The sequence below is a fragment of the Pseudomonas sp. S44 genome, assembly GCF_016624805.1.
GTDB classification, from domain to species: domain Bacteria; phylum Pseudomonadota; class Gammaproteobacteria; order Pseudomonadales; family Pseudomonadaceae; genus Aquipseudomonas; species Aquipseudomonas machongensis.
This window is the reverse complement of record NZ_JACVTY010000004.1, coordinates 18,967-37,762: the sequence shown is the minus strand read 5'-3', so window position 1 is coordinate 37,762 and position 18,796 is coordinate 18,967. Positions and strand designations below refer to the sequence as shown.

20 protein-coding genes are annotated in these 18,796 nt (G+C 63.9%); all 20 read right to left on the bottom strand.

All coding sequences use genetic code 11. The annotated features are described in order from the left end of the window. Window position 1: 1 nt before the first annotated feature. On the bottom strand, window positions 2-481 hold the full coding sequence (locus IAE40_RS05285; RefSeq protein WP_016393802.1) for a chemotaxis protein CheW: 480 nt from the start codon (window positions 479-481) through the stop codon (window positions 2-4). Window positions 482-549: 68 nt separating this feature from the next. After that, window positions 550-1,452, bottom strand: coding sequence for a CheW domain-containing protein (locus tag IAE40_RS05280; RefSeq protein ID WP_153774582.1), 903 nt, complete (start codon window positions 1,450-1,452; stop codon window positions 550-552). After that, the gene (locus IAE40_RS05275) at window positions 1,452-2,240 is read right to left on the bottom strand and encodes a ParA family protein (protein ID WP_054895567.1); all 789 of its coding nucleotides are present in this window, start codon (window positions 2,238-2,240) and stop codon (window positions 1,452-1,454) included. The genes IAE40_RS05280 and IAE40_RS05275 overlap by 1 nt, the downstream gene beginning before the upstream one ends. 50 nt (window positions 2,241-2,290) lie before the next feature. Then, on the bottom strand, window positions 2,291-3,178 hold the full coding sequence (gene motD / locus IAE40_RS05270) for a flagellar motor protein MotD (protein ID WP_054895566.1): 888 nt from the start codon (window positions 3,176-3,178) through the stop codon (window positions 2,291-2,293). Window positions 3,179-3,181: 3 nt separating this feature from the next. After that, the gene (locus tag IAE40_RS05265; protein WP_054895565.1) at window positions 3,182-3,922 is read right to left on the bottom strand and encodes a flagellar motor protein; all 741 of its coding nucleotides are present in this window, start codon (window positions 3,920-3,922) and stop codon (window positions 3,182-3,184) included. Next, on the bottom strand, window positions 3,922-5,052 hold the full coding sequence (locus IAE40_RS05260) for a protein-glutamate methylesterase/protein-glutamine glutaminase (protein WP_054895564.1): 1,131 nt from the start codon (window positions 5,050-5,052) through the stop codon (window positions 3,922-3,924). Before IAE40_RS05260 ends, IAE40_RS05265 begins: the two co-directional genes overlap by 1 nt. A gap of 45 nt (window positions 5,053-5,097) precedes the next feature. Beyond that, window positions 5,098-7,317, bottom strand: coding sequence for a chemotaxis protein CheA (locus IAE40_RS05255; protein WP_063545674.1), 2,220 nt, complete (start codon window positions 7,315-7,317; stop codon window positions 5,098-5,100). Window positions 7,318-7,329: 12 nt separating this feature from the next. Further along, complete coding sequence (locus IAE40_RS05250) at window positions 7,330-8,118, bottom strand: protein phosphatase CheZ (RefSeq protein ID WP_054895562.1); 789 nt, start codon at window positions 8,116-8,118, stop codon at window positions 7,330-7,332. Window positions 8,119-8,136: 18 nt separating this feature from the next. Further along, on the bottom strand, window positions 8,137-8,511 hold the full coding sequence (locus IAE40_RS05245) for a chemotaxis response regulator CheY (RefSeq protein ID WP_197891551.1): 375 nt from the start codon (window positions 8,509-8,511) through the stop codon (window positions 8,137-8,139). A gap of 104 nt (window positions 8,512-8,615) precedes the next feature. Then, a complete protein-coding gene (gene fliA / locus IAE40_RS05240) occupies window positions 8,616-9,356 on the bottom strand; it encodes an RNA polymerase sigma factor FliA (protein ID WP_054895561.1) in 741 nt (246 codons plus the stop codon). After that, complete coding sequence (fleN, locus tag IAE40_RS05235; protein WP_016393812.1) at window positions 9,353-10,186, bottom strand: flagellar synthesis regulator FleN; 834 nt, start codon at window positions 10,184-10,186, stop codon at window positions 9,353-9,355. Before fleN ends, fliA begins: the two co-directional genes overlap by 4 nt. A gap of 75 nt (window positions 10,187-10,261) precedes the next feature. After that, window positions 10,262-11,572, bottom strand: coding sequence for a flagellar biosynthesis protein FlhF (flhF, locus tag IAE40_RS05230; RefSeq protein ID WP_054895560.1), 1,311 nt, complete (start codon window positions 11,570-11,572; stop codon window positions 10,262-10,264). 11 nt (window positions 11,573-11,583) lie between these two features. Next, window positions 11,584-13,713, bottom strand: a complete 2,130-nt coding sequence (gene flhA / locus IAE40_RS05225) for a flagellar biosynthesis protein FlhA (protein ID WP_065862045.1) — start codon at window positions 13,711-13,713, stop codon at window positions 11,584-11,586. Window positions 13,714-13,876: 163 nt separating this feature from the next. Then, window positions 13,877-15,019, bottom strand: a complete 1,143-nt coding sequence (flhB, locus tag IAE40_RS05220) for a flagellar biosynthesis protein FlhB (protein WP_153774586.1) — start codon at window positions 15,017-15,019, stop codon at window positions 13,877-13,879. Window positions 15,020-15,021: 2 nt separating this feature from the next. Then, entirely contained in the window at window positions 15,022-15,798 is a 777-nt protein-coding gene (gene fliR / locus IAE40_RS05215) for a flagellar biosynthetic protein FliR (protein ID WP_054891868.1), read from the bottom strand. A gap of 7 nt (window positions 15,799-15,805) precedes the next feature. Then, a complete protein-coding gene (fliQ, locus tag IAE40_RS05210; RefSeq protein WP_054891869.1) occupies window positions 15,806-16,075 on the bottom strand; it encodes a flagellar biosynthesis protein FliQ in 270 nt (89 codons plus the stop codon). A gap of 22 nt (window positions 16,076-16,097) precedes the next feature. Next, window positions 16,098-16,853: a flagellar type III secretion system pore protein FliP gene (gene fliP, locus IAE40_RS05205; RefSeq protein WP_054891870.1), complete on the bottom strand. Its 756-nt coding sequence runs from the start codon at window positions 16,851-16,853 to the stop codon at window positions 16,098-16,100. Beyond that, window positions 16,853-17,305: a flagellar biosynthetic protein FliO gene (gene fliO, locus IAE40_RS05200; RefSeq protein WP_063545678.1), complete on the bottom strand. Its 453-nt coding sequence runs from the start codon at window positions 17,303-17,305 to the stop codon at window positions 16,853-16,855. Before fliO ends, fliP begins: the two co-directional genes overlap by 1 nt. Continuing rightward, the gene (fliN, locus tag IAE40_RS05195; RefSeq protein WP_054891872.1) at window positions 17,306-17,773 is read right to left on the bottom strand and encodes a flagellar motor switch protein FliN; all 468 of its coding nucleotides are present in this window, start codon (window positions 17,771-17,773) and stop codon (window positions 17,306-17,308) included. Window positions 17,774-17,818: 45 nt separating this feature from the next. Further along, on the bottom strand, window positions 17,819-18,787 hold the full coding sequence (fliM, locus tag IAE40_RS05190) for a flagellar motor switch protein FliM (RefSeq protein WP_054891873.1): 969 nt from the start codon (window positions 18,785-18,787) through the stop codon (window positions 17,819-17,821). Window positions 18,788-18,796 lie beyond the last annotated feature (9 nt).

Genomic DNA, 18,796 nt, shown 5'->3' with positions numbered 1-18,796 from the left:
CTCAGATGTTCTCCAGCTCCGACCACTCTTCCTCGGTCATCATCTTGTCCAGCTCGACCAGGATCAGCAGCTCGCCGTTCTTGTTGCACACGCCCTGGATGAACTTGGCCGACTCTTCGTTACCGACGTTCGGCGCAGTCTCGATCTCCGACTGACGCAGATAGACCACTTCGGCCACGCTGTCGACCAGGATGCCGACCACCTGCTTGTCCGCCTCGATGATCACGATACGGGTGTTGTCGGTGACGTCCGAAGGCATCAGGCCGAAACGCTGGCGGGTGTCGATCACGGTGACCACGTTGCCGCGCAGGTTGATGATACCGAGCACATAGCTCGGCGCACCCGGCACCGGAGCGATTTCGGTATAGCGCAGGACTTCCTGCACCTGCATGACGTTGATGCCGTAGGACTCGTTGTCCAGACGGAAGGTGACCCACTGCAGGATCGGATCTTCGGAACCTTGTGCAGACGACTTTTTCATTCCCCTAGCCCTCTTGTACCGCCGTTGGCGGTGTGCTCGTTGAGGCCGCGGCAGATGCGGCGCCCATGTCAGTTGTGTTTGGTATTCAGCTGCTTGACCGCACCACTGGCGATCAGCTCGGCCAGCTCGGCGACGTCGAGCAAGGCGCACATGTGTTCGATCACGGTGCCTGCCAGCCACGGGCGTTGACCACGCTGGCTGCGCCACTTGATCTCGGCCGGGTCCAGGCGCAGCGAGCGGCTGACCTGATGCACCGCCAGCCCCCACTCGTAGCCCTGCACGGAAATCACGTACTGCAAGCCTTGGCGGAAATCCTCGCGGTAGCGGTCAGGCATGACCCAGCGTGCGGTGTCCAGCACCTTCAGGTTGCCGGCCTGGCAACTGAGGATGCCGAGGAACCAGTCCGGTTGGCCGAACAGCGGCGTGAGCTCCTGGCCGGCCAGGCTGTAGATCGACCCCAGGCACACCAGCGGCACCGCCAGGGTCAGCCCGGCGACGTCGAACAGCAGGCATTCGAAAGGCTCCGCAGCCCAGGCCGGACGCCCGTCGACGGTAGCCGGCGGCACCGGTGCAGCAGGTGACGGCAGGTGGACTTCGACCAGCGGGGCGACCGGCTCTATGGCTTGGGTCTGGGTCAGCACCGGAATCGAAGCCTCGGCCAGCACTTGCTCTTCGACCACGCTGACCACCGGCTCCACCGGCGGCAACAGCGTCGGCAGGATCCTGGGCGCAGGCTCGGCAAAGGGTTTGAGCGCCACCACCGACTCAGGCTGGCGGACGGCATCGCGGGCTTGTTCTTCACGAACCGCAGCGGCGAATTCGTCGCTGGGCTCGGCTGCCTGTGGCTGCACTGTCGGCAGCGGCGGCGCCTCAGGCACTTCAACCGGCTCGGTGGCTTCCTGCAACAGGCCATCGAGGTACGACTGCAGGGCCAGTTGCGGTTTGCTGGTGATCTGCGGAGCGCGGTTCATCAGGCCACCTGCAATGCGTTGCGGTAGGTCAGCAGGTGCTTGAGCAGCGCCCGGTAGGCGATCACACCGCGGCTCTTGCCGTCGAACTGCGAGGGCGTGACGCCGTTGCGGCTGGCATCGCGCAGGCGCGTGTCGACCGGAATGTAACCCTGCCAGACCTGCTCGCCGTAGGTGTCGCGCAGCACTTTGAGCGTGCCGAGCGAGGCCTGGGTACGACGGTCGAACAGGGTCGGGACGATCTGGAAGGGTAGCGCCTGCTTGCGTGAGCGGTTGATCATCGCCAGGGTGCCGACCATCCGCTCCAGGCCCTTTACCGCGAGGAACTCGGTCTGCACCGGGATCACCAGTTGTTGGCTGGCCGCCAGGGCGTTGACCATCAGCACACCCAGCAAGGGCGGGCTGTCGATCAGGGCAAAGTCGAAATCCTGCCACAGCTGCGCCAGACTCTTGGCGATTACCAGGCCCAGGCCATTCTGGCCCGGCGACTGGCGCTCCAGCACCGCCAGTGCAGTGCTCGAGGGCAGCAACGAAATACGCTCATGGCTGGTCGGCAGCAGCAACTGCCCCGGCAGCCCCTCGGGCACCACGCCCTTGTGCAGGAACAGGTCGTAGCAGCTGTGCTCCAGGGCGTCGGGATTGTGCCCGAAATAGCTGGTCATCGAGCCGTGCGGGTCGAGGTCGACGACGACCACGCGCTTGCCCGCCTCGGCCAGCAGGCCGGCCAGGGCGATGGTGGTGGTGGTCTTGCCGACGCCACCTTTTTGATTGGCTACTGCCCAGACTCTCATCGTGCGTTGCTTCCTCCCAGCATGGGCGAAATGTCCCGCCGGGAACGGTTCTATAGATTCGGTGACGGAGATTTGACGGGATTGCTCCCGACCGTCGTGGCTGGCGTAGCTGGTGCACTTTGTGTGCCAGCACGGCGCAACGCTGCGTCCGGGGTGGCGTTGGCGCTGCCGGAGCCCGTCAGGCTGCGGCGCACTTCGAGATTGCGCGAAATCACCAGCACCACGCGACGATTGCGCGCCCGGCCATCGGCGGTATCGTTGCTGGCGACCGGTTGATACTCGCCGTAACCCACCGAGGCCATGCGCGCCGGGTTCACCCCTTCCATTGCCAGCAAGCGCACGATGCTCGCCGCGCGCGCCGACGACAACTCCCAGTTGGTCGGGTACTGGGCAGTGCGGATCGGCAGATTGTCGGTGAAGCCTTCGACATGCACCGGGTTGGCGAACGGCTTGAGGATCCGGGCCACCTTCTCGATGATCTCGAAGGCGATGTCGCTGGGCATGGCATCGCCGCTGCCGAACAACAATGCCGAGTTGAGTTCGATCTCCACCCACAGCTCATTGCCACGCACGGTCATCTGGTTCGACTTGATCAAGTCGCCGAAAGCATCGGCCACCTGGTCGGTGATGGTCTTGAGCGGGTCGACGCTGGTCTGTCCCAGGCCTGCATCGACCTGGTCACTGTCCTTGATCAACGGTTCTGCCGGCTTGATCGTCAGCGGGCGCTCATCGCCGATCGGGATCGGCTTGAGGCTGCGCTCGGGGTCGTTGAACACTCCGATCAGCGCCTGGGAAATGACCTTGTACTTGCCCTCGTTGATCGAGGAAATCGAGTACATCACCACGAAAAAGGCGAACAGCAAGGTGATGAAGTCGGCGTACGAGACCAGCCAGCGCTCGTGGTTCTCGTGCTCCTCGGTATGGCGACGACGACGCATGGCTTACTCCATGAAGCCTTGCAGCTTCAGCTCGATCGAGCGTGGGTTCTCGCCTTCGGCGATCGACAGCAGCCCCTCAAGCAGCATCTCGCGATAACGCGACTGGCGCATGACGATGGCCTTGAGCTTGTTGGCCACCGGCAGCAGGATCAGGTTGGCACTGGCCACACCATAGATGGTGGCGACGAAGGCCACGGCGATGCCGTTACCCAGTTGCGACGGATCGGCCAGGTTGCCCATCACATGGATCAAGCCCATCACCGCACCGATGATACCGATGGTCGGCGCGTAGCCGCCCATGCTCTCGAAGACCTTGGCAGCCTGGATGTCACGGCTCTCCTGGGTGAGGAAGTCGACCTCGAGAATGCTGCGGATCGACTCCGGCTCCGCGCCATCGACCAGCAACTGCAGACCTTTGCGTGCGTACGGGTCCGGTTCGGCATCGGCGACGCCCTCCAGCCCCAGCAGGCCTTCCTTGCGCGCAGTCAGGCTCCAGTTGACGACCCGATCGATGCCGCCAGCCAGGTCGACCCGAGGCGGGAAGAAAATCCAGCGCAGGATCTGCAACGCACGCTTGAACGCCGACAGCGGCGATTGCAGCAGCGCCGCGGCCAGGGTGCCGCCGATGACGATCAGCCCGGCAGGGCCGTTGAGCAGCGCACCGACGTGGCCGCCCTCGAGGAAGTTGCCGCCGACGATGGCGACGAACGCCAGGATCAGGCCGATAAGGCTAAGAACATCCATCAGACACAGGCCTCTACCAGGTGCTTGCCGATCTCGTCCAGGCTGTACACGGCGTCGGCCAGGTTGGCTTTGACGATCGCCATGGGCATGCCGTAGATCACGCAGCTTGCCTCGTCCTGGGCCCATACGGTGCTGCCGCCCTGCTTGAGCAGGCGAGCACCTTCGCGTCCGTCGGCACCCATGCCGGTCAGCACGACCGACAGCACCTTGTCACCGTAGGTCTTGGCCGCCGAGCCGAAGGTGATGTCCACGCAGGGTTTGTAGTTCAGGCGTTCGTCCCCCGGCAGGATCTTCACCGTGCCACGGCCATCGACCATCATCTGCTTGCCTCCCGGGGCCAGCAGCGCAAGGCCTGGACGCAGCACATCACCGTCCTCGGCCTCCTTGACGCTGATCTTGCACAGCTTGTCGAGGCGCTCGGCAAAGGCCTTGGTGAACGCCGCAGGCATGTGCTGAATCAGCACGATGGGGGCCGGGAAGTTGGCGGGCAGTTGCGTCAGCACCCGCTGCAGGGCAACCGGACCGCCTGTGGAGGTGCCGATGGCCACCAGCTTGTAGGGCTTGCGCTTGGGCGCCGGCGAATGGCTGGCGGCAGGCGCAACGCTGCGTACCGGCGCCGCAGGGCGTGTCGGTGCAGCGCTGCCCAAGGTGCTGGCCGGGGCATGGCTGGTGCTCGACGCAGCGCTGGCAACCGGGCTTGGCGCGTGGCTGGCGAAGCTGCTGAAACGGCGATTGCTGCGCGAGATGGTATGGACCTTCTCGCACAGCATCTGCTTGACCTTCTCGGGGTTGCGCGAAATATCCTCGAAGTTCTTCGGCAGGTAGTCGACCGCCCCTGCGTCCAGCGCATCGAGGGTGACACGCGCACCTTCGTGGGTGAGCGAAGAGAACATCAGGACCGGCGTCGGGCAGCGCTGCATGATGTGCCGCACGGCGGTAATGCCGTCCATCATCGGCATCTCGTAGTCCATGGTGATCACGTCAGGCTTGAGCGCCAGCGCCTGGTCGATCGCTTCCTTGCCGTTGGTCGCGGTGCCGACCACCTGGATGGTCGGGTCCGCCGAGAGGATTTCCGAGACACGGCGGCGGAAGAAACCGGAATCATCCACCACCAGGACCTTGACTGCCATAAACACTCCGTTAGGCGGCGCGACCGCCAGGCCACGCCGCCGAAATCAAATACGCCGGGCGGCGTAACGCTTGAGCATGCTCGGGACGTCGAGGATCAGCGCGATACGACCGTCACCGGTGATGGTGGCGCCGGACATGCCCGGGGTGCCCTGCAGCATCTTGCCCAGCGGCTTGATCACCACCTCTTCCTGGCCGACCAACTGGTCGACCACGAAGCCGATGCGCTGAGTACCGACCGACAGGATCACCACATGCCCTTCGAGCTGCTCCTCATGCTGCTGGTCCTGGACCAGCCAGCGCTTGAGGTAGAACAGCGGCAGCGCCTTGTCGCGCACGATCACCACTTCCTGGCCATCGACCACGTTGGTGCGCGACAGGTCGAGATGGAAGATCTCGTTGACGTTGACCAGCGGGAAGGCGAACGCCTGGTTGGCCAGCATCACCATCAGCGTCGGCATGATTGCCAGCGTCAGCGGCACCTTGATGACGATCTTCGAGCCCTGGCCCTTGGCCGAGAAGATGTTGATCGAGCCATTGAGCTGGGAAATCTTGGTCTTCACCACATCCATGCCCACACCGCGGCCGGACACGTCGGAGATCTCGGTCTTGGTCGAGAAGCCCGGGGCGAAGATCAGGTTGTAGCAATCCGACTCGCTCAGGCGGTCGGCTGCATCCTTGTCCATCAGGCCCTTCTCGACCGCCTTGGCGCGCAGGACGTTCGGGTCCATGCCTTTGCCGTCGTCGGAGATCGACAGCAGGATATGGTCACCCTCCTGCTCGGCCGACAGCACCACCCGACCGGTACGCGCCTTGCCGGAGGCCTCGCGTTCCTCGGGGGTCTCGACGCCATGGTCGACCGCGTTGCGCACCAAGTGCACCAGCGGGTCGGCCAGGGCCTCGACCAGGTTCTTGTCCAGGTCGGTCTCTTCGCCGACCAGCTCCAGGTTGATCTCTTTCTTGAGCTGGCGGGCCAAGTCGCGTACCAGGCGCGGGAAGCGGCCGAAGACCTTCTTGATCGGCTGCATGCGAGTCTTCATGACCGCGGTCTGCAGGTCGGCAGTGACCACGTCGAGGTTGGACACGGCCTTGGACATGGCCTCGTCGCCGCTGTTCAGGCCCAGGCGCACCAGGCGGTTACGCACCAGCACCAGTTCGCCGACCATGTTCATGATTTCATCCAGGCGCGCAGTATCGACCCGCACCGTGGTTTCCGCTTCGCTGGCGCCATGCTTGTCGGCAGCCGGCGCTGCAGCGCGTGCCGGTGCCGGAGCAGCGGCCGGCTTGGCAGCCGCGGCGGGGGCAGGCGCCGGCTTGGCGACAGGCTTGCTTTCGGCCTTGGCAGCAGGCGCGGCAGCCACGGCAACGGCTGGCGCTTCAGCCGCGACGGCATCGCCACTGAACTTGCCCTTGCCATGCAGTTGGTCCAGCAGGGCCTCGAACTCGTTGTCGGTGATGTGATCGCCGACAGGTTCGGCCGCTGGCGCAGAGGCGGTGGCTTCGACGCTCGGCAGTGCATCGGCGGCAAAAGCGCCCTTGCCATGCAACTGGTCGAGCAGCGCCTCGAACTCTTCGTCGGTGATCTCGTCACCGGCCGGCGTCGCGACTGCAGCCTCCGGTTCGCTCGCCGCGACTTCCGGCGAGAACTGACCCTTGCCATGCAGTTGGTCGAGCAGCGACTCGAACTCGGCGTCGGTGATCTCGTCGGCACTGCCAGAAACGGCTTCGCCCTGCGACTGCTCGGCCGCCTCGGCCTGGGCCTTGACCGCGTCGAGGGAGTCAAGCAGTTGCTCGAACTCGGTATCGGTGATGTCCGCCTCGGCAGCCGGTGCCTCGACGACCGCCGCCACGGCAACCGGTGCCACGGCATCGGCGCTGGCCGGTTCGGCCAGGCGCGACAGCGCGGCGAGCAGCTCTGGCGTGGCCGGGGTGATGTCGCTGCGCTCGCGAACCTGGCCAAACATGCTGTTGACCGTGTCGAGCGCTTCGAGCACCACATCCATCAGTTCGGCATCGACCCGGCGCTCTCCCTTGCGCAGGATGTCGAAGACGTTCTCGGCAATGTGGCAGCACTCCACCAGCTCATTGAGCTGAAGGAAGCCGGCGCCCCCTTTTACAGTGTGAAAACCGCGAAAGATCGCATTGAGCAGGTCCGCATCATCAGGTCGGCTTTCCAGCTCGACCAGTTGCTCGGACAGTTGCTCGAGGATTTCGCCGGCTTCTACCAGGAAATCCTGAAGGATTTCTTCATCGGCGCCGAAGCTCATTAAACGTGCTCCCTAAAAACCCAGGCTGGACAGCAGATCGTCGACATCGTCCTGACCGGACACGACGTCTTCACGCTTATCGGCATGAATCTGCGGACCTTCACCCCGAGTTGGATGTTTTTCTTCATCTTTTTCAGCGCGCAATTGATCGTGGTCATGTTCGATGCCGGCAAAGCGGTCGACTTGACTTGCCATCAACACGAGCTTGAGCAGATTGCTTTCGACTTCGGTGACCAGCGCGGTCACCCGCTTGATCACCTGTCCGGTCAGGTCCTGATAGTCCTGAGCCAGGAGAATATCGTTGAGATGGCCGGCCACCTTGCGGTTACCTTCGGCGCTGTGCGTCAGGAAACTGTCGACGCGCTTGACCAGTTCACGAAATTCAGGCGCTGCCACCTCGCGGCGCATGAAGCGCTGCCAGTCGGCAGACAGGTTCTGGGCTTCGGATGCCAGATCGTTGAGCACAGGCGTGCTTTGCTCGACCAGGTCCATGGTGCGATTGGCCGCGTTCTCGGTCAGCCGGACCACGTAGGACAGCCGTTCGGTGGCGTCGGTGATCTGCGACACTTCCTCGGCCTGCGGCATGCGCGGATCGATCTGGAAACTGACGATAGCGCTGTGCAGCTCGCGAGTGAGCTTGCCCACTTCCTGATAAAGGCCGCGGTCGCGGGTCTGGTTGAGCTGGTGGATCAGCTGCACCGCCTCGCCGAACTGGCCGCGTTCCAGGCTTTGCACCAGTTGCTCGGCGTGCTTCTTCAGGGTCGACTCGAACTCCCCCAGAGAATCGTTTCTTGATTCCATAGCGCCCCCAGACATGGCTCAGCCGTTGACGCGTTCGAAGATCTTTTCGATCTTTTCTTTGAGTACCTGCGCGGTGAAAGGCTTGACCACATAGCCGTTGACCCCGGCCTGGGCCGCTTCGATGATCTGGTCGCGCTTGGCCTCGGCGGTCACCATCAGCACCGGCATGCTCTTGAGACGGTCGTGGGCGCGCACCTTGCGCAGCAGGTCGATGCCGGACATGCCAGGCATGTTCCAGTCGGTCACCAGGAAGTCGTAGTGACCGCTTTCGAGCATCGGCAGAGCCGTGGTGCCATCGTCGGCTTCGTCGGTGTTGGTGAAGCCCAGATCACGCAACAGGTTCTTGATGATCCGCCGCATCGTCGAGAAGTCGTCAACGATGAGGATTTTCATATCTTTGTTCAATTAGACCTCCAAGCAGTCTTAAACGCGCTCGTCTCACAAGCGCGCGCTCAATCAATTCGGCACCACGTAAAACGACTGCATCGAACCCGGGTTCACCGCGCTCGCCATTCACCCAACCGACTGCGCAGACGCGCCGCGCACTGGCTGTGCAACTGGCTGACACGCGATTCGCTGACCCCCAGCACTTCCCCGATTTCCTTGAGGTTCAACTCTTCGTCGTAGTACAGCGCCAGGACCAGGCGCTCGCGCTCCGGCAGGTTGGCGATCGCATCGGTCAGTGCAGCCTGGAAGCGTTCGTCTTCAAGGTCACGCGACGGCTCGACCTGGCCGCTGACACCGTCCTCGTGCAGCCCTTCGTGTTCGCCGTCCTGCAGCAGGTCGTCGAAACTGAACAGGCGGCTGCCCAAGGTATCGTTCAGAATCCCGTAATAATCGTCGAGACCCAATTGGAGTTCGGCAGCAACCTCGTGATCTTTAGCGTCACGACCGGTTCTTGCTTCGACGGCGCGAATCGCGTCACTGACCATGCGCGTGTTGCGGTGCACCGAACGCGGCGCCCAATCACCCTTGCGCACCTCGTCGAGCATGGCGCCACGGATGCGGATGCCGGCATAGGTCTCGAAACTCGCACCCTTGCTGGCGTCGTACTTGTTGGCCACTTCCAGCAGGCCGATCATGCCGGCCTGGATCAGGTCCTCGACCTGCACGTTGGCCGGCAGGCGTGCCAACAGGTGATAGGCAATCCGCTTGACCAGCGGGGCATAGCGCTCGACCAGCTCGTACTGAGCGTCCTTGGACGCCTTGCTGTACATCTTGAATCCGCTCGCGCTCATAGCACCGGCCCCGCACTGGTGGGCTGTACCAGGCGCTCGACGAAGAACTCCAGGTGCCCGCGCGGGTTGGCCGGCAGCGGCCAGCTGTCGACCTTCTGCGCAATGGCCTTGAACGCCAGGGCGCATTTGGAGCGCGGGAAGGCCTCGTACACTGCGCGCTGCTTCTGCACCGCCTTGCGCACGCATTCGTCGTAGGGCACGGCGCCCACGTACTGCAAGGCCACGTCGAGGAAACGGTCGGTGACCTTGGTCAGCTTGGCGAACAGGTTGCGTCCTTCCTGCGGGCTCTGCGCCATGTTGGCCAGGACGCGGAAACGATTCATGCCGTAATCGCGGTTGAGCAGCTTGATCAGGGCGTAGGCGTCGGTGATCGAAGTGGGCTCGTCGCACACCACCAACAACACTTCCTGCGCCGCGCGAACGAAACTGACCACCGAGTCACCGATACCTGCAGCGGTGTCGATCACCAATACATCGAGGTTGTCGCCGATCTCGCTGAACGCCTGGATCAGCCCGGCATGCTGGGCCGGCGCCAGGTGCACCATGCTCTGGGTACCCGAGGCCGCCGGCACGATGCGCACGCCGCCCGGCCCCTGCAACAGCACGTCGCGCAGCTCGCAGCGTCCTTCGATGACGTCGGCCAGGGTACGTTTGGGGGTCAACCCCAGCAGCACGTCGACGTTGGCCAGACCCAGGTCGGCGTCCAGCAGCATGACCCGGCGGCCGAGTTCAGCCAGCGCCAGGGACAGGTTCACTGAAACGTTGGTCTTGCCGACGCCACCTTTGCCACCGGTGACGGCGATCACCTGTACGGGATGCATGCTACCCATGTCTGTTCTTTACCTTGTCTCGCGTGGGACCTGCCCACTTGAAGGGCCGCTGTCGACCCCCTGCGCCGTTCATCTTCAACCCGCGCGCTTATCGGGATTGTGGTAGAGATCAGCGAACATGTCGGCCATGGCCTCTTCGCTGGGCTCTTCCTGCAACTGCACGCTGACCGCGCGGCTCACCAACTGATGCTTGCGCGGCAACTGCAGGTCGTCAGGAATGCGCGGACCATCGGTGAGATAGGCCACGGGCAGTTCGTGACTGATGGCCAGGCTCAGCACTTCGCCGAGGCTGCCCGTTTCATCGAGCTTGGTCAGGATGCAACCGGCCAGGCCACAGCGCTTGTAGCTGTGATAGGCGGCGGTCAGCACCTGTTTCTGGCTGGTGGTGGCCAGTACCAGGTAGTTCTTGGCGGCGATGCCGCGGCTGGCGAGCGATTCGAGCTGCATGCGCAGCGCCGGATCGCTGGCCTGAAGGCCGGCGGTATCGATCAGCACCACGCGCTTGCGCAGCAGTGGCTCCAGGGCCTGGGCCAGCGACTGGCCCGGATCGACGTAGGTCACCGGCACATTGAGGATGCGCCCGAGGGTCTTGAGCTGCTCCTGGGCACCGATGCGGTAGCTGTCCATGCTCACCAGCGCCAGGTGCTGCGAGCCGTACTTGAGCACATAGCGCGCGGCGAGCTTGGCCAGGGTGGTGGTCTTGCCCATGCCGGCCGGGCCGACCATGGCGATGACCCCGCCCTCCTCGATCGGCTCCACCTCAGGCACCTCGATCAGACGCGCCAGGTGCGCCAGGACCATGCGCCAAGCCTGACGCGGGTCTTCGATCTCACCGGCCCGCTCAAGCAGATCACGGGCGATCGGGCCAGACAGGCCCAGGCGCTGCAAGCGACGCCAGAGGTTGGCCTGCTGCGGCTTGTTGCCCTGCAATTGGCCCCAGGCAAGCGAGCCAAGCTGCACTTCAAGCAGCTCGCGCAAGCCCGAAAGCTCCGAACGCATGGCGTCGAAGACGCGCTTGTCGACCGTCGGGGCCGCAGGGGCCGGCGCGGGCGCCGGAACATCCACATGCGGCTCGACCAGCGGCTCGGACGCGGTCAGCGACAGGCCGGCAAACAATTGCCGGTTGCCGAGCTCGGCGTCACCACGCCCGTCCAGCTCGGCCTGGGCGGTGGCGATGCGCGAATGGGTCTTGCGCAGCTCGTCCTCGAGCTCGACATTCGGCACGCGTGGGGCCAGGGCGGACAGTTTGTAGTCCAGCGCGGCCGTCAGTTCGACACCGCCGGCGATACGCCGGTTGCCGATGATTGCGGCATCGGCGCCAAGCTCATCACGGACCAGCTTCATGGCCTGACGCATATCGGCGGCGAAAAAACGCTTAACTTGCATAACCCACTACCTCAGCCGTTAGGGCCCACGGTGGCAACGATGGTGACTTGCTTGTTGTCCGGTATTTCCTGGTACGCCAGCACATGCAGGTTGGGCACGGCCAGACGACCGAATCTCGACAGCATGGCACGGATCGGGCCGGCGACCAGGAGGATGGCCGGCTGGCCTTGCATCTCCTGGCGCTGCGCCGCCTCGATCAGCGAACGCTGCAACTTCTCGGCCATGCTCGGTTCAAGAAGAACACCGTCTTCCTGACCCTGCCCGGCCCTTTGCAGACTATTGAGCAAGATCTGTTCCAACCTTGGTTCAAGGGTGATCACAGGCAGCTCGGACTCAACGCCGACAATGCTTTGCACGATGGCGCGTGACAAGCCGACCCGCACCGAAGCCACCAACGCGGCGGTATCTTGACTCTTGGCGGCATTGTTGGCGATGGCCTCGGCAATGCTGCGGATGTCACGCACGGGCACCTGCTCGGCAAGCAAGGCCTGCAGGACCTTGAGCAACCCCGACAAGGAAATGACACCCGGCACCAGTTCCTCGGCAAGTTTCGGCGATGCCTTGGACAGCACCTGCAGCAACTGCTGGACCTCTTCATGGCCGATCAGCTCGTGGCAGTGCTTCTGCAGGATCTGATTCAGGTGAGTGGCGACCACGGTGCTGGCATCGACCACCGTGTAACCCAAGGACTGCGCCTGGGCGCGCTGGGCCACATCGATCCACACCGCCTCCAGGCCAAAGGCCGGGTCGCGCGCGGCGATACCATTGAGAGTGCCGAACACCTGCCCAGGGTTGATCGCAAGCTCGCGGTCCGGGTAGATCTCGGCCTCGGCCAGGATCACTCCCATCAACGTCAGGCGATAGGCACTGGGCTGCAGGTCGAGGTTGTCGCGAATGTGCACGGTGGGCATGAGAAAGCCCAGGTCTTGCGAGAGCTTCTTGCGCACGCCCTTGATCCGCGCCAGCAACTGACCACCCTGGTTGCGGTCGACCAGCGGAATCAGGCGATAGCCGACTTCCAGGCCGATCATGTCGATCGGCGTGACGTCGTCCCAGCCCAGCTCCTTGGTTTCCATGGCGCGCTGGGGCGATGGCAGCAGATCCTGTTGGCGCTGCGCTTCCTGCACGGCCATGAGTTTGGCCTTCTGCTGCTTCTTCCACACCATGTAGGCGCCGCCGCCGGCCAGCACGCCGAGGCTGAGGAAGGCGATGTGTGGCATACCCGGCACCAGCCCCATCACCACCATCAGCGCGCCGGAAACGGCCAGCGCCTTGGGCGAATCGAACATCTGCCGGTTGATCAGCTTGCCCATGTCCTCGGAGCCCGAGGCGCGGGTGACCATGATCGCGGCCGCAGTGGACAGCAGCAGCGAGGGCAACTGCGCCACCAAACCGTCACCGATGGTCAACAAAGCGTACACCTTGCCGGCGTCGCTGAAGGTCATGCCATGCTGCAGCATGCCGATGAGCATGCCGCCGATGAGGTTGATGAACAGGATGAGCAGGCCGGCGATGGCGTCACCACGCACGAACTTGCTGGCACCGTCCATCGAACCATAGAACTCGGCCTCCTGGGCGACCTCGGCACGACGCGCCTTGGCCTGGGCCTGGTCGATCAGGCCGGCGTTGAGGTCGGCGTCGATGGCCATCTGCTTGCCGGGCATGGCGTCGAGGGTGAAGCGCGCGCTCACCTCGGAAATACGCCCGGCACCCTTGGTCACCACGACAAAGTTGATGATCATCAGGATGGCGAACACCACCGCACCGACCACGTAGTTGCCGCCGATCACCACCTCACCAAAGGCCTGGATCACCTTGCCCGCCGCTCCGTGGCCCTCCTGGCCGTGCAGCATGACCACGCGGGTCGAGGCGACGTTGAGCGCCAGGCGCAGCAGCGTCGCCACCAGCAGGATGGTCGGAAAGGCGGCGAAATCCAGTGGGCGCAGGGCGTAGACGCAGACCAGCAGGACCACGATCGACAGCGCGATGTTGAAGGTGAAGAACACATCGAGCAGGAACGGCGGGATGGGCAACATCATCATTGCCAGCATCACCAGCAGCAACAGCGGCACACCCAGGTTCCCCCGACCGAGACCGGCCAGGTTGTTACGGGCGTTGCTGATTAACTGAGCGCGATCCACCGGGTATCCTCTTCAAGCAAAACTTTGACGCCTGGACGGCGCTTGGGCGTGGCTTTGCAAGAAGCTTTCCAACTTTGCCGGGGTGCGGGGCCAGGCGCTCTGTTGCGGTGTTTTCGCGGTCCACCGCGGTGTTCTTTTCGCGGGCAAGCCCGCGCCTACAGAATCAATTGTCGCGCTGCAGGTCCGGCGGGATCGGCAAATCCTTCTTCAGCGGCTCGGGCGGCTTGCCCTTGCCCGAGCGGTACTGGCGAATCTGGAACACGTACGCCAGCACCTGCGCCACTGCCAGGTACAGCCCGGCCGGAATTTCGTGCTCAAGCTCCGTGGAGTAGTAGATCGCCCGTGCCAGCGCCGGCGATTCGAGGATCTGTACCTTGTGCTCCTGGCCGATCTCGCGGATCTTCAACGCCAGGAAGTCGGTGCCCTTGGCCAGCAGCAGCGGCGCCGCACCGCCCTTCTCCGGGTCGTACTTGAGCGCCACGGCATAGTGCGTCGGGTTGGTGATGATCACATCGGCCTCGGGCACCGCCGCCATCATCCTGCGCTGCGACGCCTCGCGCTGCAGTTGGCGAATGCGCTGCTTCACCTCCGGCTTGCCCTCGGTATCCTTGTATTCGTCGCGCACTTCCTGCTTGGTCATCTTCAGCTTCTTGTGCGTCTGCCAGAGCTGGAACGGCACATCGACGATGGCGATCAGCAGCAGACCCGCCGCCATCCACAAGGCGCTCCAGCCCACCACCTGCACGCTGTGGATGATCGCCTGCTCGAGCGGCTCCTTGGCAATCGCCATCAATGCCTCGCGGTCGTTGGCCAGCACCACGAGCGCCACCACCAGTACCAGGAAGAACTTGGCCACCGCCTTGAGCAGTTCGGTCAGCGAGTTCAGCGAGAACATGCGCTTGATCCCGGACAGCGGGTTCATCCGGCTGAACTTGGGCTGCAGCAAGGAGCCGGAAAACAGAAAGCCGCCCAGGGCGATAGGGGCCACGAACGATACGACGAACAGCAGCACCAGCACCGGCTGGGTGGCCCAGATGGCCATCTTGCCCGAGGCCATCAGGAAGGCGCCCATGGCCCGCTCGTCGACTATCACTTCGCGCGACAGGCTGAAGTTAACGCGCATCAGCGTCATCAGGGTTTCGGCAAGGTGGCCGCCGAAGGCCAGCAAGGCGCCGGCGCCGCCGAGGGTCACCGCGAAGGTGTTGAGCTCTTTGGAACGGGCGATGTCACCCTTTTCCCGTGCGTCGCGCTTGCGCTTCTCGGTAGGTTCCTCTGTCTTGTCCTGACCGCTCTCGCTCTCTGCCATGCTCAGGGCGCCCGTGCCAGCTCACGCAGCCACTGCAAGGCCTCGCTGGCCAGTTGCTGGTAGTGCGAGAGGATGTCGGCAAGCCCGACCCAGAAGATGGCCAGCCCCAGCACCAGGGTCAGCGGGAAGCCGATGGAGAAGATGTTCAGCTGTGGCGCGGCTCGGGTCATCACGCCAAAGGCGATGTTGATCACCAACAGGGCTGCGATGACTGGCAGGATCAGAACCAGCCCCGCTCCCAGCACCCAGCCCAGGCGTCCGGCAATCTCCCAGAAATGCGCGACCACCAGGGCATTGCCCACCGGCAGCGTGGTGAAGCTTTCGGTCAGTACCTCGATCACCACCAGGTGGCCGTTCATCAGCAGGAACAGCACACTCACCAGCATGGTCAGGAACTGCCCGACCACCGCCACGTTGACGCCGTTGGCCGGGTCGATCATCGAGGCCATCGCCATGCCCAGCTGAATCGCCACGATCTGCCCGGCGACGACGAACGCCTGGAACAGCATCTGCAAGGAAAACCCGAACAGCGCGCCGACGATGATCTGTTCGGCGCACAGCAGCACGCCACGCACGCTCAAGGGCTCGAACTCGGGCAGCGGTGGCAGGCCGGGCACGATCACCACGGTGATCGCGACCGCCACATACAGGCGTATGCGCGCCGGCAGCATGCGCGTACCGAACACCGGCATGGTCATCAGCACCGCTGCCACGCGAAACAGCGGCAGGATGAAGGTGGCGACCCAGGTGCCGATCTGCGCGGCGCTCAGCTCGAGCATGGGCTCATCATCCGATCAACTGCGGAATGCCGCTGTACAGGCCGGTCATGTATTCCATGAACTTCTGCACCAGCCACGGACCGACCACGATCAGGGTGATCAGCATCACCAGCAGGCGCGGCAGGAAGCTCAGGGTCTGTTCGTTGATCTGCGTGGCCGCCTGGAAGATCGCCACCAGCAGGCCGACCAGCAGGCTCGGCACCACCAGTACCGCTACCATCAGGGCCGTCAGCCAGAGCGCATCGCGGAACAGGTCGACGGCAACTTCAGGGGTCATCGAAAACTCTCCTTGAGCGGCCTCAGACGCCGCCGAAACTGCCGGCCAGCGTACCCATGATCAGCGCCCAGCCATCGACCAGGACGAACAGCATGATCTTGAACGGCAGCGAGATGATCAGCGGCGACAGCATCATCATACCCATCGCCATCAGCACGCTGGCGACCACCATGTCGATGATCAGGAACGGGATGAAGATCATGAAGCCGATCTGGAACGCGGTCTTGAGCTCGGAGGTGACGAATGCCGGCACCAGGATGGTCAGCGGCACCTGGTCGGGGCCGGCGATGTCGGTGCGCTTGGACAGGCGCATGAACAGGTCCAGATCGCTTTGCCGGGTCTGCGCCAGCATGAAGTCCTTCAGCGGCCCCTGGGCTTTGTCGATGGCCTGTTGCGCGGTCATCTGTTCGTTCAGGTAGGGCTGCAACGCGTCACGATTCACCCGATCGAACACCGGCGCCATGATGAACATGGTCAGGAACAGGGCCATGCCGGTGAGCAACTGGTTCGACGGCGTCTGCTGCAGGCCCAGGGCCTGGCGCAGGATGGAGAAGACGATGATGATGCGGGTGAAGCTGGTCATCAGGATGACGAACGCCGGAATGAAGCTCAGCGCCGTCATGATCAACAGGATCTGCAGGCTGACCGAATATTCCTGCTGGCCGTCAGGCCCATTGGACAGGGTGATGGCCGGGATCGACAACGGATCGGCGGCCAGGGCCACAGGCGCGGCCAGCAGCAGCGCCAGGGTCAACAGTAAGCGCAGCGCGCCGCTCATCACTTCTTGTCCTTCTGGTCCTTGCCCATCAGCTCGAGCAGCCGCTGGGCGAATTCCGGTGCCGCCTGACGCGCGCCGACAGGCACCTCCACGGGCTCGGCCATGACGTGCAACGCTTCGATGCTGCCAGGGCTGTGGCCGATCAGGATCTGTTCCTTGCCCACCTGCACCAGCAGCAGGCGGTCGCGCGGGCCGAGGGCTCGGCTGCCGACGATCTCGATCACCTGCCCGCCGCGCGGCTGTGCCACCTGCAGGCGGCGCAACAGCCAGGCGAGCAGGAAGATGGCGCCCACCACCACGAGCAGACCGAAGACCATCTGCGCCAGTTGCCCACCCATGCCGCCGGGCGCGGACGTGCTGGCCGGCACCGACGCGGGGTCAGCTGCGCCGATCACCACCTCGCTGGCGAGCAATGTGCCCAGGGCGGCGACGCCGCGTATCAGGCCCTTCACTCAGCGCAGCTTCTTGATGCGTTCGCTGGGGCTGATCACGTCGGTCAGGCGAATGCCGAACTTCTCGTTGACCACCACCACTTCGCCATGGGCGATCAGCGTACCATTGACCAGTACATCCAGCGGTTCGCCTGCCAGGCGATCAAGCTCGATGACCGACCCCTGGTTCAGTTGCAGCAGGTTGCGAATGCTGATTTCCGTGGCGCCCACCTCCATGGAGATGCTCACTGGGATGTCCAGGATCACGTCCAGGTTCGGCCCTTCCAGGCCGACGTTCTCGCTCGGCCGCGGGGAGCTGGCGAACTCTTCCATCGGCAGGCGACCTGCGCCGGAGGAGCGACCATTGTCAGCTGCCAGCAGCGCATCGATGTCCGCCTGGCCTGCATCACCGGTTTCTTCCAGGGCTGCCGCCCACTCATCGGCCAGGGCCTGTTCCTCTGGGGAGGTGATCTCGTTTTCGTTAGCCATAAAGTCCTCGACAGGCTTTCAATTCGTAGTGCGACCGGCTCGCCGTCAGCGGCGCTCGATCGGGTCGATGATCTGCAGCGACAGGGTGCCCTTGTGCGAGCCCAGGCGCGCCTTGAACGACGGCACGCCGTTGGCGCGCAGTACCAGGTGTTCGGGCAGCTCTACCGGAATCACATCGCCCGGCTGCATGTGCAGGATGTCGCGCAGCTTGAGCTGACGACGGGCAACGGTGGCCGAGAGCGGCACATTGACGTCCAGCACGTCCTCGCGCAGGGCCTTGACCCAACGCTCGTCCTGATCGTCCAGGTCGGACTGGAAACCGGCATCGAGCATCTCGCGCACCGGTTCGATCATCGAATACGGCATGGTCACATGCAGGTCGCCGCCGCCGCCGTCGAGCTCGATGTGGAAGGTCGAGACCACCACCGCCTCGCTGGGCCCGACGATGTTGGCCATGGCCGGGTTGACCTCGGAGTTCATGTATTCGAAGTTCACCGGCATGATCGCCTGCCAGGCTTCCTTGAGGTCGACGAAGCACTGGTCCAGGACCATGCGCACCACACGCAGCTCGGTCGGGGTGAACTCACGGCCTTCGATCTTGGCGTGGCGACCGTCGCCACCGAAGAAGTTGTCTACCAGCTTGAACACCAGCTTGGCGTCGAGGATGAACAGCGAGGTGCCGCGCAGCGGCTTGATCTTGACCAGATTGAGGCTGGTCGGCACGTACAGCGAATGCACGTACTCGCCGAACTTCATCACCTGCACGCCACCCACCGCCACGTCGGCGGAGCGACGCAGCAGATTGAACATGCTGATGCGGGTGTAACGGGCGAAGCGCTCGTTGATCATCTCCAGGGTCGGCATGCGACCGCGGACGATCCGGTCCTGGCTGGTCAGGTCGTAGCTCTTGACGCCACCGGGTTCGGCAGCGCTCTCGGTCTGTACCAGCCCATCGTCGACCCCATGCAGCAGGGCATCGATCTCATCCTGGGACAGCAGGTCCTGCACGGCCATCGAGTGTGC